Genomic DNA, 14,945 nt, shown 5'->3' on the forward strand with positions numbered 1-14,945 from the left:
GGAAGACAACTTCCGTTACAACGATGCCGTGATCCGTAACCTTGTCATCCGTCGCGAGGAAGCCGTTACTGGCCAGTCCGAGATGCTCAAGGCTGAAGAAAACCGCAGTGAGCGCCGTGAGCGTCGCGACCGTCCTGAGCACTCCGACGCCGAAGGCGTTGACGGTGATGACAGCGACAACAGCGATAACGCTGACGAGTAATCCACGGACCTTTTGAGGAGCCCATTACATGGCACGTTTCTTCCGTCGTCGTAAATTCTGCCGCTTCACAGCTGAAAATGTGAAGGAGATCGATTACAAGGATCTCAACACCCTGAAAGCCTACGTATCCGAAACCGGCAAGATCGTTCCTAGCCGCATTACCGGTACCAAAGCTCGTTATCAGCGTCAGCTGGCTACCGCTATCAAGCGCGCCCGCTTCCTGGCCCTGCTGGCCTACACCGACAGCCACGGCCGCTGAGACCAGGTTTAGTCGACAAAAACGCAGTAAGGGATAGATCGCATGCGCGCCATGGCTGACTTCATCATGCGCGGCCGCGTGCAGGCCACTCTCGTAGTGGTTGGATGTGCGGCGTTGCCGCTGTTGTTCTGGTTGAGTGCTGCCGCAGGTTGCCTGGTGCTCCTGCGACGCGGGTTGAGCGATGCCGTTGGCGTCCTCGCCTGGGCTCTGCTACCGGCCTTGGTCTGGTGGTATTTCGGTGAACCTCGCACCCTTATGGTGTTGCTGGGTTCATGGGGGTTGGCGGCCTTGTTGCGCGCCAGCGAGTCCTGGGTCCGCGTGCTGCTGGTCAGCGTAGCGGCAGGATTGTTGTATGCAGTGATTCTGGGAGCGGTTTTCCGCGAACCCATCGAAGCCATGGCGGGGGAGTTGCAAAAACTCCTGCCTCACGTTTTCGGTGATGTCTACCAGCAGATGTCGGTAGAAGAGCGAGCGCGTCTGGGAGCACTGATTACACCGGTCCTTAACGGCCTGATAGCAGCGTTGTTGCAGATCGTCAGCGTGGTATGCCTGATCCTTGGGCGTTACTGGCAGGCGTTGTTGTATAACCCGGGCGGTTTCGGGCGCGAATTTCGCAGCTTGAGACTCCCGCGGGCACCGATGCTGGTGCTGCTGGTGTGCATGTTGGTAGCGCCGAATTTCGGTCCGCAACTGGCGATGTTGACACCGTTGTGCAGCGTGCCGCTCATGTTCGCGGGGCTGGCCCTGATTCACGGTCTGGTTGCCGCAAGGCGCCTGACGCGATTCTGGCTGGTGGGGTTGTACGTCACGTTGTTGCTGTTCATGCAGCTGATCTATCCGTTGCTGGTGGTGTTTGCCATTGTCGACAGCCTGATTGATTTTCGCGGCCGTCTGGCGTCGAAAGATGCCGATAACGGTTCTGCGAACGGTGAAGGTTAAAGTTAAGAGGTTATTACCAAATGGAACTCATCCTGCTGGAAAAAATCGCCAACCTGGGCAACCTGGGCGATAAAGTAAACGTTAAGGCTGGTTACGGCCGTAACTTCCTGCTGCCTTTCGGCAAAGCCACCGCTGCAACCGCTGCCAACCTGGCCGCGTTTGAAGAGCGTCGCGCTGAGCTGGAAAAAGCCGCTGCCGACAAGAAAGCTTCTGCTGAAAGTCGCGCTGCTCAACTGGCTGAGCTGGAAGTGACTATCACTGCCACTGCTGGTGATGAAGGCAAGCTGTTCGGTTCGATCGGTACTCACGACATCGCTGATGCACTGACCGCCTCTGGCGTTGAAGTTGCCAAAGCTGAAGTTCGTCTGCCGAACGGCACCATCCGTAACGTTGGCGAATACGACGTAGCCGTGCACCTGCACAGCGATGTTGAAGCAACCGTTCGCGTTGTTGTGGTGGCTGCTTAAGCAGTTCGATTCCGGCGCTTCGGTGCCGGCGTCTGACCGGTTGGTGACTCGCTCGTCAGCCGGTCGGCATTGGGCACGATCCTGTTCGCAGGTCGTGCCCTTTGTCATTTCTGAGTATCCTGTTTCAAATCCCTGATTTTGTGTGGCCATGAACGACATCTCCGCTCCCGAGCAATATGATCTGCAAACCGCTGCCCTGAAGGTGCCGCCGCATTCCATCGAGGCCGAACAGGCTGTGCTCGGTGGTCTGATGCTGGACAACAACGCCTGGGAACGCGTGCTGGATCAGGTCTCGGACGGTGATTTCTATCGTCATGACCATCGCCTGATTTTCCGTGCCATTGCCAAACTGGCCGATCAGAACCTGCCAATTGACGTGGTAACCCTCGCCGAGCAGCTGGACAAGGAAGGGCAGACCTCTCAGGTCGGCGGTCTTGGTTATCTCTCGGAACTGGCAAAGAACATTCCGTCGGTCGCCAACATCAAGGCCTACGCCCAGATCGTCCGTCAGCGCGCGACCCTGCGCCAACTGATCGGCATCAGTAACGAAATCGCCGACAGCGCATTCAATCCTGAAGGGCGCACCGCCGAGGAGATTCTCGACGAGGCCGAGCGGCAGATTTTCCAGATCGCCGAAGCACGGCCCAAGACCGGCGGTCCGGTCAGCGTCAACGACCTGCTGACCAAGGCCATCGATCGTATCGATACGCTGTTCAACCTGGGCGAGGGCATCACGGGCCTGTCTACCGGTTACACCGATCTGGACGAAAAGACCAGCGGCCTGCAGCCGTCGGACCTGATCATCGTCGCCGGGCGTCCGTCGATGGGTAAGACCACTTTCGCCATGAACCTGGTGGAAAACGCGGTACTGCGAAGCGAAAAAGCGGTATTGGTTTTTTCGCTGGAAATGCCAGGCGAATCGCTGATCATGCGTATGTTGTCGTCGCTGGGTCGGATCGACCAGACCAAGGTGCGTTCCGGCCAGCTGGACGACGACGATTGGCCGCGGTTGACCTCGGCGGTCAACCTGCTCAACGACCGTAAGCTGTTCATCGACGATACCGCGGGGATCAGCCCGTCGGAGATGCGTGCACGCACCCGTCGTCTGGTGCGCGAGCACGGTGAAGTCGGGCTGATCATGATCGACTACCTGCAGCTGATGCAGATTCCCGGCTCCAGCGGCGATAACCGGACCAACGAGATTTCTGAAATCTCCCGCTCCCTCAAAGCGCTGGCCAAGGAATTCCAGTGTCCGGTGGTGGCGTTGTCACAGCTCAACCGCTCCCTGGAACAACGCCCGAACAAGCGCCCGGTGAACTCCGACTTGCGGGAATCCGGAGCAATCGAGCAGGACGCCGACGTCATCATGTTCGTCTACCGTGATGAGGTGTATCACCCGGAAACCGAACACAAGGGCATTGCCGAAATCATCATCGGCAAGCAGCGTAACGGCCCGATTGGCTTCATCCGACTGGCGTTCATCGGCAAATACACACGTTTCGAGAACCTGGCTCCGGGTAGTTACAACTTTGATGATGATGAGTAGGTTCCCTTGATATCGCTACATTGATGCCCTTCAGACGTATCGCCAGCTTGCTCGCGAGCAGGGCCGAAGGGCATCAAAGTAACGATCTCATGCCAACAACAAATCCGACTGTCGTTGTCGGACTTGATCAAAATTTGTGCTATATTCCGCGCCCGCGATTTTTCCAACGTGCAAACACGTAGGTTCTGACATGCAAGCAGCCAAGCCGTTATTTGACTATCCGAAGTACTGGGCCGAATGTTTCGGGCCAGCGCCTTTCCTGCCGATGAGTCGGGAAGAAATGGATCAGCTCGGCTGGGATTCCTGCGACATCATCATCGTCACCGGCGATGCCTACGTCGATCACCCCTCGTTTGGCATGGCGATCATCGGCCGGCTGCTGGAGTCGCAAGGCTTTCGCGTCGGGATCATTGCCCAGCCGGACTGGAAGTCCAAAGACGACTTCATGAAGCTTGGCCAGCCGAACCTGTTTTTCGGCGTCGCTGCCGGCAACATGGACTCGATGATCAACCGCTACACCGCGGACAAGAAGATCCGTTCCGACGACGCCTACACCCCAGGCGGCATGGCGGGCAAACGTCCCGACCGCGCCAGTCTGGTGTACAGCCAGCGCTGCAAAGAGGCCTACAAGGATGTCCCGATCGTACTGGGTGGCATCGAGGCTTCGTTGCGCCGCATCGCTCACTACGACTACTGGCAGGACAAGGTTCGCAACTCGATCCTGATCGACGCTTGCGCCGATATCCTGCTGTACGGCAACGCCGAGCGGGCCATCGTCGAGGTCGCCAATCGCCTGTCCTACGGTCACAAGATCGAAGACATCACCGATGTGCGCGGCACCGCGTTCATCCGTCGTGATACGCCTGAAGGTTGGTACGAAGTCGATTCCACGCGTATTGACCGTCCGGGCAAGGTCGACAAGATCATCAACCCGTACGTCAACACCCAGGACACCCAGGCCTGCGCCATCGAGCAGGAAAAGGGTCCGGTTGAAGACGCAAACGAAGCCAAGGTCGTGCAGATCCTGGCGAGCCCGCGCATGACCCGTGACAAGACGGTCATTCGTCTGCCGTCGATGGAAAAGGTCCGTGGCGACGCGGTGCTGTATGCCCACGCCAACCGTGTGCTGCACCTGGAGACCAACCCCGGTAATGCCCGTGCGCTGGTGCAGAAGCATGGCGAGGTCGACGTATGGTTCAACCCGCCGCCCATTCCGATGACCACCGAAGAAATGGACTACGTGTTCGGCATGCCCTACGCACGTGTCCCGCATCCTGTGTACGGCAAGGAAAAAATCCCCGCCTACGACATGATCCGTTTTTCGGTAAACATCATGCGTGGCTGTTTCGGCGGTTGCACCTTCTGCTCGATCACCGAGCATGAAGGGCGGATCATCCAGAACCGTTCGCACGACTCGATCATCCGCGAAATCGAAGAGATCCGCGACAAGGTGCCCGGCTTCACCGGTGTCATTTCCGACCTCGGAGGCCCGACTGCGAACATGTATCGCATCGCCTGCAAGACCCCGGAAATCGAATCCGCGTGCCGCAAGCCGTCCTGCGTGTTCCCTGGCATCTGTCCGAACCTGAACACCGACCACTCGGCGCTGATCCAGCTGTACCGCAGCGCCCGTGAGTTGCCGGGTGTGAAGAAGATCCTGATCGCCTCCGGTCTGCGTTACGACCTGGCAGTCGAGTCGCCGGAATACGTCAAGGAGCTGGTGACCCACCACGTCGGTGGCTATCTGAAGATCGCCCCGGAGCACACCGAGGAAGGCCCGCTCAATCAGATGATGAAACCGGGCATCGGCAGCTATGACAAGTTCAAGCGCATGTTCGAGAAGTATTCGAAAGAGGCGGGCAAGGAGCAGTACCTGATTCCTTACTTCATCGCCGCTCACCCGGGCACCACCGATGAAGACATGATGAACCTGGCGCTGTGGCTCAAGGGCAACGGTTTCCGCGCCGACCAGGTGCAGGCGTTCTACCCCTCGCCGATGGCCAGCGCGACCGCCATGTACCATTCCGGCAAGAATCCGCTGCGCAAGGTCACCTACAAAAGCGACTCGGTCACCATCGTCAAGAGCGAAGAGCAGCGCCGGTTGCACAAGGCGTTCCTGCGTTACCACGACCCGAAGGGTTGGCCGATGCTGCGTGAAGCCCTGGAACGCATGGGCCGCTCCGACCTCATCGGTTCGGGCAAGAACCAGCTGATCCCGTTGCATCAACCGGAGACCGACAGCTACCAGAGCGCGCGCCGCAAGAACTCGACGCCCGCCGGCAGCCACAAGGTCGCCAAGACGACGAAGATCCTGACCCAGCACACCGGCCTGCCGCAACGTGGCAGTGACGGCAGCAAGCCTTGGGACAAGCGCGAGGAGGCCAAGGCCGCCGCCGCTGCGCGTAACAAGCAGGCTGCCAAGGAACGGGCGGATGCCGCCAAGGGTGGCAAAGGCGACAAGAAACCGACCCGCCAGCCCGTCTTTCCGCGCTGATTGATCTTGCTGTAAGCAAAACGCCAGCTTTCGAGCTGGCGTTTTGCGTTTTAGATCTTCACGTTTTCGCGGATGTTCCAGCCGTACTTGACCGGCCCGCCGTCCTTGCTCCCGTCGGCCAACTGAGGCTGATAGCTGATCTCGACTTTGCCGAAATTCAGCGCGACGTGCTCGGTCAGGACCTCATCGCTGCTGCCGGCAGTGGTGTCATAGGACGCCACCATCACTTCCTTGAGCGTGATGATCATGTATTCCACCGGGCTGCTGCCGCCGGCCTTGCGTACCGTAAGCGTCGCCTCCGGGTAATGCTTGCCGCTTGAGCAGGCCATCATCAGGTTGGGCGAAGACTTGTCCAGCGACTTGCGAAGGCTGAGGTTCTGCATGGTCACCTTGCCTGCTCCACCGCCACCGCCCTGATGCATGGAACCGGCCTGCGACATGCCCCACTGGATCGATTGGATGTCGATCTCATCCTTGTGAACGCTGTCCCTGGACTCACCCTTGACGTCGCCCAGCTTCAAAAACATATCGATTGCCATGAGCACTCCCTGAAAAAAACCGTGGTCGACGAATTGTCGATGCGCACCTTTTCTCACCGGCAGGTTGATCGCAATACGTTGGACGTAGATCGGGACCGTTCATACGAAACAAAGAAAGTTTTCCTACAGCGTCAGGGTCATTGACTGCCTAATCTCGCCCGCTATCAGCCAAACAATGGGAAAAGGGAATGGGTGGGCTATCACTGCGGGATGGTTTTTCAGTCGCGCGAAGTCAGGCGAGGGATCGCATTGAAAACGCTATTGATCTCAGGCAGCTGTTGGGCGTCATCGATGCTGATCCGGCCATCGTTGGCGCCGGTGTCGTTTACATCGACAGCGATTTCAATGTCGTGACGCTGGGGGAGTTTCAGCCGATCTGCAGCGTGGCTGTTAAGCGAGTGATTTTGCGGGAGGCGCCTAGGTATATGGGCGCGCAGGAGTTTGTCAGGGAATTGGAAACGAACCCGCGTGAGTCGCAGATGGTAAACCATGCTGTGATAACCCAGATCAAAGACATGCTCGGTGCGGGGCTGGCCATTACTGGCAGTAGCATGTCTGGGAACTTATATGCCATTGCAATCGGCGTGTATCAGGAGAGTAATCAGTAATGGATTTTATTGAGTACTATCAATTTCGTCGCCGTTACTTCCCAGTCTTTATGGGCGTGATCTTTTCAGCCTTGGTTGCGGGCGGGATGGTCGCCGGGCTGGGCGTCATTTATGTATTTCGCGATATACCGATCTCAATCAGTACACAGTGGTTCGTAGAGTTTGTACTGGCCTACTCTGCGCTTTTGACTCACTTCAATTTCATGGTTGTTCGCGGGCGTCCTGCCTGGATGTGGGGGACGGTTGCTCTCTTATTGTTCTGTTTATTATTTTGCTTGCTGTGCATCGAATTCCGCTCTGAGCGGTGGTGGGTGGTGCTTGGCGTGTTTTTTTCTCTGTTCGGACTTTTTTTGCTGAGCACCGACCGCCACGTTGAAATGCGGCAGATCCTCGTCCGGCAGCGGCATGAGCGCGAGGCAATTAAAAAAGCCTTGAAGGATCAACGCCAGCTCGAAAAAAAACGTGAGGCCTATCGTGCGCGACGCTTGAAGGCACGGCAATTGAAGCGCAAATAACCCCTCCCGCCTCATTTCCGTGCGACCCTTGCACCATCCGCCGAAGCTGGCGCGATTTTGGTGCTGTGCTTAGCTGAGCGAGCATCATCAACGCCGAAACCGCCGGACTTGCCTGGATGGCATAAGTCTTGCGCGGTTACGCTACCGTCCAGGCTCGCAGGAGGCACGCCGTGTCGATTCACATTGCCTTGCACCACGTCACGCATTACCGCTACGAACGAGCGGTAGAACTGGGTCCGCAGATTGTGCGCTTGCGTCCTGCGGCTCATAGCCGCACGCGCGTGTTGTCCTACTCGCTGAAGGTCGCGCCTGAAAATCATTTCATCAACTGGCAACAGGACCCGCAGGGTAACTACCTGGCGCGTCTCGTGTTTCCGGAAAAGACCGATGAGTTGCGCATCGAAGTCGATCTGGTCGCCGAGATGGCGGTGTTCAACCCGTTCGACTTTTTCCTTGAGCCGTACGCCGAAAAGATTCCCTTCATCTACGCCAGGGAAGAGCATCACGAACTGCAGCCCTACCTGGAAAAGCTGCCGCTGACCCCCAGGTTTCAGGCCTATCTGGACAGCATCGACCGCACGCCGGTGCCGGCCATCGACTTCCTGGTCAACCTCAATCAGCGCCTGGCCAACGATATCGGTTACCTGATCCGCATGGAGCCGGGTATCCAGACGCCCGAGTTCACCCTCGAGAACGCGTCCGGCTCCTGCCGAGACTCTGCCTGGCTATTGGTGCAACTGTTACGTCATCTTGGCCTGGCAGCCCGGTTTGTCTCCGGCTACCTGATCCAGCTCAAGGCCGATGTCGAGGCACTCGACGGCCCGTCTGGCACTGACGTCGACTTCACTGACCTGCACGCCTGGTGCGAGGTGTATCTGCCGGGTGCGGGCTGGGTCGGGCTCGATGCGACCTCCGGATTGTTCGCAGGCGAAGGGCACATTCCGCTGGCATGTAGCCCAGAACCGTCCTCGGCGGCGCCCATCAGTGGCCTCGTGGAGCCATGCGAAACCCGGTTCACCCATGAAATGTCGGTGGAGCGGATATGGGAGGCGCCGCGGGTTACCAAGCCTTACACCGAAGCGCAGTGGCTGGAGATCCAGGCGCTGGGCCGGCAAATCGACAGCGACCTCATCGCCGATGACGTGCGCCTGACCATGGGCGGCGAGCCGACATTCGTATCCATCGATGATCGTGACGGCGATGAGTGGAACACCGCAGCGCTGGGCCCCGAGAAACGCATTCTCTCGGCCGAGCTGTTCCAGCGCATGCGCAAACACTACGCGCCGCAAGGGTTCGTCCATTTCGGTCAGGGCAAGTGGTACCCCGGCGAGCAACTGCCGCGCTGGTCGCTCAATTGCTTCTGGCGTCGCGATGGCCAGCCGGTATGGCGCAATAACGCGCTGATTGCCGATGAAAGCGAAGATTACGGCACCACCAGCGAGACGGCCGGACGCTTCCTGCGCAGCGTCGCCGAGCGCCTGAAGTTGCCGGCCCGTTACGTCTTTCCCGCCTACGAGGACAACTTTTACTACCTGTGGCGTGAGGGCGCGCTGCCCAAAAACGTCACCGCCCAAGACTCACGCCTGGGCGACGAGCTGGAGCGGGCGCGGCTGAGCAAAGTGTTTTCGCAGGGCCTGGACAAGGTGATCGGGCACGTCCTGCCGCTGGCGCGCACGGCCGCCGATGATCGTTGGCAAAGTGGACGCTGGTACCTGCGCGACGAACATTGCCGTCTGGTTCCGGGCGATTCGCCGTTGGGCTACCGCTTGCCGCTGGCCTCGCAGCCGTGGGTGAAGGCGGCCGAGTATCCCTATATTCATCCGACCGACCATAACCAGGACTTTCCCGACCTGCCGGATCGAGATGCCGTGCAGACTCGGCTTGAGGGGTTGACCGAGCAGCAGAATCCCGACGCCGAGCGCGCGCCGGCCATCGACGAGTCGGCCGACTGGCTGACCCGCACGGCCTTGGGTGCCGAGGTGCGGGGCGGACGGCTGTATCTGTTCATGCCTCCGCTGCCGGGGCTCGAGGCGTACCTTGAACTGGTGGCCGCCATCGAGTCGACCGCACAAGAGCTGCACTGCCCGGTGTTGCTGGAAGGGTATGAACCGCCAAGCGATCCGCGTCTGGCCAATTTCCGGATTACCCCTGACCCCGGGGTGATCGAGGTCAATGTGCAGCCGTCGTCCAGTTGGGACGAATTGGTCGAGCGCACCGAGTTCCTCTACGAACAGGCACGCCTGACCCGACTGACCACCGAGAAATTCATGATCGACGGGCGCCACACCGGCACCGGTGGCGGCAACCACTTCGTGCTCGGCGGGGCGACACCCGCCGATTCTCCGTTCCTGCGTCGGCCTGATCTGCTGCGCAGTCTGCTCAGTTACTGGCATAACCACCCGTCGCTGTCGTACCTGTTTTCCGGCCTGTTCATCGGGCCGACCTCGCAGGCGCCGCGTGTCGATGAGGCGCGCAACGATTCGTTGTACGAGCTGGAAATCGCTTTTTCGCAGATGCCCGAGCCCGGCGAAGCCTGTTCGCCATGGCTGGTCGACCGGCTGCTGCGCAACTTGCTGATCGACGTCACGGGCAATACGCACCGTGCCGAGTTCTGCATCGACAAGCTGTACTCGCCCGATGGCGCGACCGGCCGCCTGGGTCTGCTGGAGTTGCGCGCGTTCGAAATGCCGCCCCATGCGCGCATGAGCCTGGCCCAGCAGTTGCTGTTGCGGGCGCTGGTCGCCAGATTCTGGCGTGAACCCTACGCACCGGCCAAGCTGGCGCGCTGGGGCACTGAGCTGCACGACCGCTTCATGCTGCCGCATTTCATCGAGCAGGATTTCGCCGACGTCATTGTCGAGCTCAACGCGGCGGGTTATCCGGTGCGCGCCGAATGGTTCGCCGCGCATCTGGAGTTCCGTTTCCCGAAAGTGGGCGATTACGCGGTCAGCGGCATCGAACTGGAGCTGCGACAAGCGCTGGAGCCATGGCATGTACTGGGCGAGGAGGGCGCAGCGGGCGGGGCGGTTCGCTACGTCGATTCGTCGCTGGAGCGCTTGCAGTTGAAGGTGACAGGCTTGCCGCCGCAACGGTATCTGCTCACGTGCAACGGTGTCCCGGTGCCGCTGCAGCCGACCGGGCGCATCGGTGAGTTCGTCGCCGGCGTGCGTTATCGCGCCTGGCAGCCGTCCAACGCCTTGCAGCCGACCATCCCGGTTCATGCGCCGCTGGTTTTCGACATCCTCGACACATGGATGCAGCGCTCGCTGGGCGGCTGCGAGTATCATGTCGCCCATCCTGGTGGTCGCAACTACGAAACCCTGCCGGTGAACGCCAACGAAGCCGAAAGCCGGCGCCTGTCGCGGTTTTTCCGCGTCGGCCACAGCCCCGGCAAACTGGCTGTCCCTGCACTGACCATCAACGACGAAATGCCGATGACGCTGGATATGCGTCTGCATCGGTAACGGCACAGCACATTGCCTGACCTTCGCGTCAGGCAATCTGGCTTGGTAGGGGCCGCAGGGAAGCGTGCCTCGCGTGTCACATTGTCTGCGCTAATCTGATCCCTGCTAATTCGAGCCATTTAGTTGTTTGCCGAGCCTTCCATGCCCGACCTGCTTGACCAATATTCGCTTTGCGCGGGTACCTATCACGAGATGCTCGACGCCAGCGGCGCTGTCCGGCCACATTGGCTGCGTCTGTACGAGCATCTGCAACGCAGTACGCCGGCGCAGTTGATCCAGCGTCAGGCGCTGCTGGCCAGGCAGATTCAGGAAAACGGCGTCACTTACAACGTTTATGCCGACCCCAAGGGCGCCGACCGGCCGTGGGAGCTGGATCTGTTGCCGCATCTGATTCCGGTCGAGGAATGGCAGCAACTGGCTGCGGGCATCGCTCAGCGTGCGCGTCTGCTCAACGCAGTGCTGGCCGACCTCTACGGCCCGCAGAAACTGATCGCCGAAGGTCTGCTGCCGGCAGAGCTGGTATTTGGTCACAACAATTTTCTCTGGCCGTGTCAGGGCGTGACGCCTCCGGAAGGCACGTTCCTGCACGTGTATGCGGTGGATCTTGCGCGCACCCCCGACGGCCGCTGGTGGGTCACGGCAGACCGCACCCAGGCGCCGTCGGGGGCCGGCTATGCGCTGGAAAACCGCTTGATCGTCTCGCGCGCCTTCCCCGAGCTGTACCGCGATCTGGAAGTCCAGCACCTGTCGGGCTTTTTCCGCTCGTTGCAGGAAACCCTGACGCGTCAGGCGCCGAGCAGCAATGAAGTGCCGTTGGTGGTATTGCTCACGCCCGGGCGTTTCAACGAAAGCTATTTCGAGCACCTCTACCTCGCCGGTCAGCTCGGCTATCCGCTGGTGGAAGGTAGCGACCTGACGGTGCGCGATGCCACGGTCTACCTCAAGACCCTCAGCGGGTTGCGCCGTGTTCACGCCATCATGCGTCGTCTGGACGATGACTTCTGCGATCCTCTGGAACTGCGCACCGATTCGGCACTCGGCGTACCGGGCCTGCTGGAAGCTGTGCGTCAGGGTCGCGTGCTGGTGGCCAATGCGTTGGGCAGCGGCGTACTGGAGTCTCCCGGCTTGCTGGGCTTCTTGCCGAAAATCAACGAGCACCTGTTTGGCGAAGAGCTGATCCTGCCATCGGTGGCGACCTGGTGGTGCGGCGAGCCGCCGGTGCTGGCCCAGGCGCTGGAGAAGATGTCCGAGCTGCTGATCAAGCCGGCATTTCCCTCGCAGAGTTTCGCGCCGGTGTTTGGCCGCGACCTCAACCAGGAGCAGCGCCAGGCCCTCGCCACTCGCATGCAGGCCAGGCCTTATGCGTATGTCGCTCAGGAGCTGGCGCAGCTGTCTCACGCGCCGATCTGGCAGGGCGAGGACGACCAGTTGCAGCCCCGCGCCATCGGCATGCGGGTCTACGCCGTCGCGACCGCCGAGGGCTATCGCGTACTGCCAGGTGGCCTGACCCGGGTCGCCGCTGACGCCGATGCCGATGTGGTGTCGATGCAGCGTGGTGGAGCCAGCAAGGACACCTGGGTGATGGGTGAGCGCACCCTTGGCAGCGAGCCGTGGAAAGGCCGCCGCTCGCTGGGCGTGCATGACCTGATTCGCCGCGACCCGTATCTGCCGTCGCGCGTGGTGGAAAACCTGTTCTGGTTCGGTCGTTACTGCGAGCGTTGCGACGACAGTGCGCGGCTGCTGAGGATCATGCTGACGCGTTATGTTGACGGCGACGACCCGCAGGCCTTGCAGGCGGCCGTGGAGCTGGGCGAGCGCTTGAGTCTGCTGCCCCGCGAAGATGAAGAAGAGGGCAGCGAACTGCACGAGCGGCTGCTGGCGGCGTTGCTCGGTGACGACTGGCCGTTCAGCCTGCGCTCCAACCTGCAACGCTTGCAGTGGGCCGCCTCGCAGGTACGTGGCAAGTTGTCCCGGGAGAACTGGCAGGCGTTGGTGGAGTTGCAGCGCGAGGCCACCACTCTGGACACCGATGAGCCCGATTTCGGCGAGCTTCTGGATTTTCTCAACCGTCTGGTGATGTCGCTGGCGGCGCTCTCCGGCTTTGCCCTGGACGACATGACGCGCGATGAGGGCTGGCGCTTTCTGATGATCGGTCGGCGCATCGAGCGTTTGCAGTTTCTGAGCACCAGTCTGGCCGCGTTCCTGCGCAGCGAGGCGGTGTTCGACCAGGACGCCCTGGACTGGCTGCTGGAACTGGGCAACAGCAGCATCACCTATCGCTCCCGCTACCTGGCGCTGCCGCAATTGATTCCGGTCCTGGACCTGCTCCTGCTCGATGAGCAGAACCCGCACGCGGTGTTGTTCCAGCTCAAATTGGTGGCGCGCTCGTTGAAACGCCTGAATGACGACTTCGGTGTGCCGCAGGACAACAGCCTGGCGCCGCTGATCCAGCGTCTGGCGATGTTCGACCTGGGTTGCCTGGAGAACGGGCTGTTCGGCGAAAGCAGCGTCAAGGCGGCGCTGCACGGTCTGGCGGATCTGCTGCAAAGCATTGGCGAGACCAGCAGTCAGGTTTCCGACCGCCTGGCACTGCGCCATTTCGCCCATGTCGATGATGTCAGCCAGCGCACGGTGTCCGTCTGATGAACAGCGCTCATTACCAGATTCTTCACGATACCCATTACAAGTACGACAGCCCGGTGTCGCTGGCCCAGCAGCTGGCACATCTGTGGCCGCGCCGTAGCCCCTGGCAACGCTGCCTGGAACAGCACCTGCTGATCAGCCCGACGCCGACCATGCGCCGTGACGAGCTGGACGTGTTTGGCAATCCGTTGACCCGGCTGGCATTCGAGCGGCCCCACGATGAGTTGCAGGTCAATGCACGTCTGCGCGTCGAAGTGCTCCAGCGGCCTGTGCTGGATTTCCAGCAGTCGGCTTCCTGGGACCGCGCCCGCAGTACCTTGACCTACAGCGCGTCGAAGATGTCGCCGGACATCCTCGAGGCCTGTCGCTATCGTTTTGAATCACCTTACGTGCATCTGAAGCAGTCGTTCGTCGACTTTTCGGCCAGTTGTTTTCCTGCCGGGCGTCCGATGCTGCTGTGTGCGCAGGCGCTGATGGAAAAGATTTTCGACGAGTTCACCTTTGACGGCGAGGCGACTCAGGTCGCGACGCCACTGGTGGAGGTCCTGGAAACTCGACGAGGCGTCTGTCAGGACTTTGCCCATCTTATGCTGGCATGCCTGCGTTCACGCGGATTGGCGGCGCGTTATGTCAGCGGTTATCTGTTGACTCAGCCGCCACCCGGCCAGCCGCGCCTGATTGGCGCCGATGCATCCCACGCCTGGGTGTCGGTGTTCTGCCCGGTGTTGGGCTGGGTGGATTTCGACCCGACCAACAATATCCAGCCTGCGCTGGAGCACATCAGTCTGGCCTGGGGACGGGATTTTTCGGACGTGTCACCGCTGCGTGGGGTGATTCTCGGCGGCGGCAGTCACGATCCGGAAGTGAGCGTGACGGTGATGCCAGTAGCGGGGTAGGGAAAGCGGCAGTCAGGTTCCTGCAGGAGTGAGCTTGCTCGCGAGAGGCCGGCGCATCCGATGAAGCTTGAGCGCGGCAGCCATCGATCGCGAGCAAGCTCACTGCTGCAGGGTTTCACGATCCTCCTTACTCAGCTGGCTTTTCGTCGGTAGAACCTTCAGCGGTTTCGCCTTCTGCAGTTTCGCCTTCTACGGTCTCGCCATCTTCAGCCAGCGTTCCAGCCTTCTCGGCCTGTTTACGCTGCGCCTTTTCCTCTTTCTTCTGCTCTTTTGCCAGATCGCGTTGACGTTTAGCGAAGGAATAGTTGGGTTTGGCCATGGGCAGTCCTCGAGGCAGTCGTTAAGTACGACCATTCTGCCTGAGAACGCCAGC

12 protein-coding genes and 1 pseudogene are annotated in these 14,945 nt (G+C 60.3%); 11 read left to right on the top strand and 2 right to left on the bottom strand.

The annotated features are described in order from the left end of the window. From ACI2KS_RS16430 to ACI2KS_RS16455, 6 genes and pseudogenes are all read left to right on the top strand, one after another. A pseudogene (locus tag ACI2KS_RS16430) lies at positions 1 to 202 on the top strand (30S ribosomal protein S6); the annotation flags it as partial. Between the two features lie 28 nt (positions 203 to 230). Continuing rightward, positions 231 to 461, top strand: a complete 231-nt coding sequence (rpsR, locus tag ACI2KS_RS16435; protein WP_037015707.1) for a 30S ribosomal protein S18 — start codon at positions 231 to 233, stop codon at positions 459 to 461. Positions 462 to 503: 42 nt separating this feature from the next. Next, a complete protein-coding gene (locus tag ACI2KS_RS16440; protein WP_404622017.1) occupies positions 504 to 1,400 on the top strand; it encodes a hypothetical protein in 897 nt (298 codons plus the stop codon). Between the two features lie 20 nt (positions 1,401 to 1,420). Next, positions 1,421 to 1,867: a 50S ribosomal protein L9 gene (rplI, locus tag ACI2KS_RS16445; RefSeq protein WP_404622019.1), complete on the top strand. Its 447-nt coding sequence runs from the start codon at positions 1,421 to 1,423 to the stop codon at positions 1,865 to 1,867. Between the two features lie 148 nt (positions 1,868 to 2,015). Next, positions 2,016 to 3,413, top strand: coding sequence for a replicative DNA helicase (gene dnaB / locus ACI2KS_RS16450; RefSeq protein ID WP_404622021.1), 1,398 nt, complete (start codon positions 2,016 to 2,018; stop codon positions 3,411 to 3,413). Between the two features lie 190 nt (positions 3,414 to 3,603). After that, a complete protein-coding gene (locus ACI2KS_RS16455; RefSeq protein WP_404622023.1) occupies positions 3,604 to 5,907 on the top strand; it encodes a YgiQ family radical SAM protein in 2,304 nt (767 codons plus the stop codon). 50 nt (positions 5,908 to 5,957) lie between these two features. Here the strand turns inward: ACI2KS_RS16455 and ACI2KS_RS16460 are convergent, their stop codons facing one another. Then, complete coding sequence (locus tag ACI2KS_RS16460; protein WP_404622024.1) at positions 5,958 to 6,446, bottom strand: Hcp family type VI secretion system effector; 489 nt, start codon at positions 6,444 to 6,446, stop codon at positions 5,958 to 5,960. A gap of 188 nt (positions 6,447 to 6,634) precedes the next feature. On the opposite strand from ACI2KS_RS16460, the gene ACI2KS_RS16465 reads away from it, so the two are divergent. The 5 genes from ACI2KS_RS16465 to ACI2KS_RS16485 all read left to right on the top strand — a co-directional run bounded on the left by ACI2KS_RS16465 (position 6,635) and on the right by ACI2KS_RS16485 (position 14,572). Further along, positions 6,635 to 7,054 carry a hypothetical protein gene (locus ACI2KS_RS16465; protein ID WP_404622026.1) on the top strand — a complete coding sequence of 140 codons (420 nt, stop codon included), beginning with the start codon at positions 6,635 to 6,637 and terminating at the stop codon, positions 7,052 to 7,054. After that, positions 7,054 to 7,569, top strand: coding sequence for a hypothetical protein (locus ACI2KS_RS16470; protein WP_404622028.1), 516 nt, complete (start codon positions 7,054 to 7,056; stop codon positions 7,567 to 7,569). Before ACI2KS_RS16465 ends, ACI2KS_RS16470 begins: the two co-directional genes overlap by 1 nt. Positions 7,570 to 7,739: 170 nt before the next feature. Next, the gene (locus tag ACI2KS_RS16475) at positions 7,740 to 11,033 is read left to right on the top strand and encodes a DUF2126 domain-containing protein (RefSeq protein ID WP_404622030.1); all 3,294 of its coding nucleotides are present in this window, start codon (positions 7,740 to 7,742) and stop codon (positions 11,031 to 11,033) included. 141 nt (positions 11,034 to 11,174) lie between these two features. Beyond that, positions 11,175 to 13,676 carry a circularly permuted type 2 ATP-grasp protein gene (locus ACI2KS_RS16480; protein ID WP_404622032.1) on the top strand — a complete coding sequence of 834 codons (2,502 nt, stop codon included), beginning with the start codon at positions 11,175 to 11,177 and terminating at the stop codon, positions 13,674 to 13,676. Next, positions 13,676 to 14,572, top strand: a complete 897-nt coding sequence (locus tag ACI2KS_RS16485; protein WP_404622034.1) for a transglutaminase N-terminal domain-containing protein — start codon at positions 13,676 to 13,678, stop codon at positions 14,570 to 14,572. The genes ACI2KS_RS16480 and ACI2KS_RS16485 overlap by 1 nt, the downstream gene beginning before the upstream one ends. Before the next feature lie 127 nt (positions 14,573 to 14,699). Here the strand turns inward: ACI2KS_RS16485 and ACI2KS_RS16490 are convergent, their stop codons facing one another. After that, on the bottom strand, positions 14,700 to 14,891 hold the full coding sequence (locus tag ACI2KS_RS16490; protein WP_404622036.1) for a hypothetical protein: 192 nt from the start codon (positions 14,889 to 14,891) through the stop codon (positions 14,700 to 14,702). Positions 14,892 to 14,945: the final 54 nt, after the last annotated feature.

It is taken from the genome of Pseudomonas sp. NPDC087358, from assembly GCF_044900785.1.
GTDB lineage: Bacteria > Pseudomonadota > Gammaproteobacteria > Pseudomonadales > Pseudomonadaceae > Aquipseudomonas.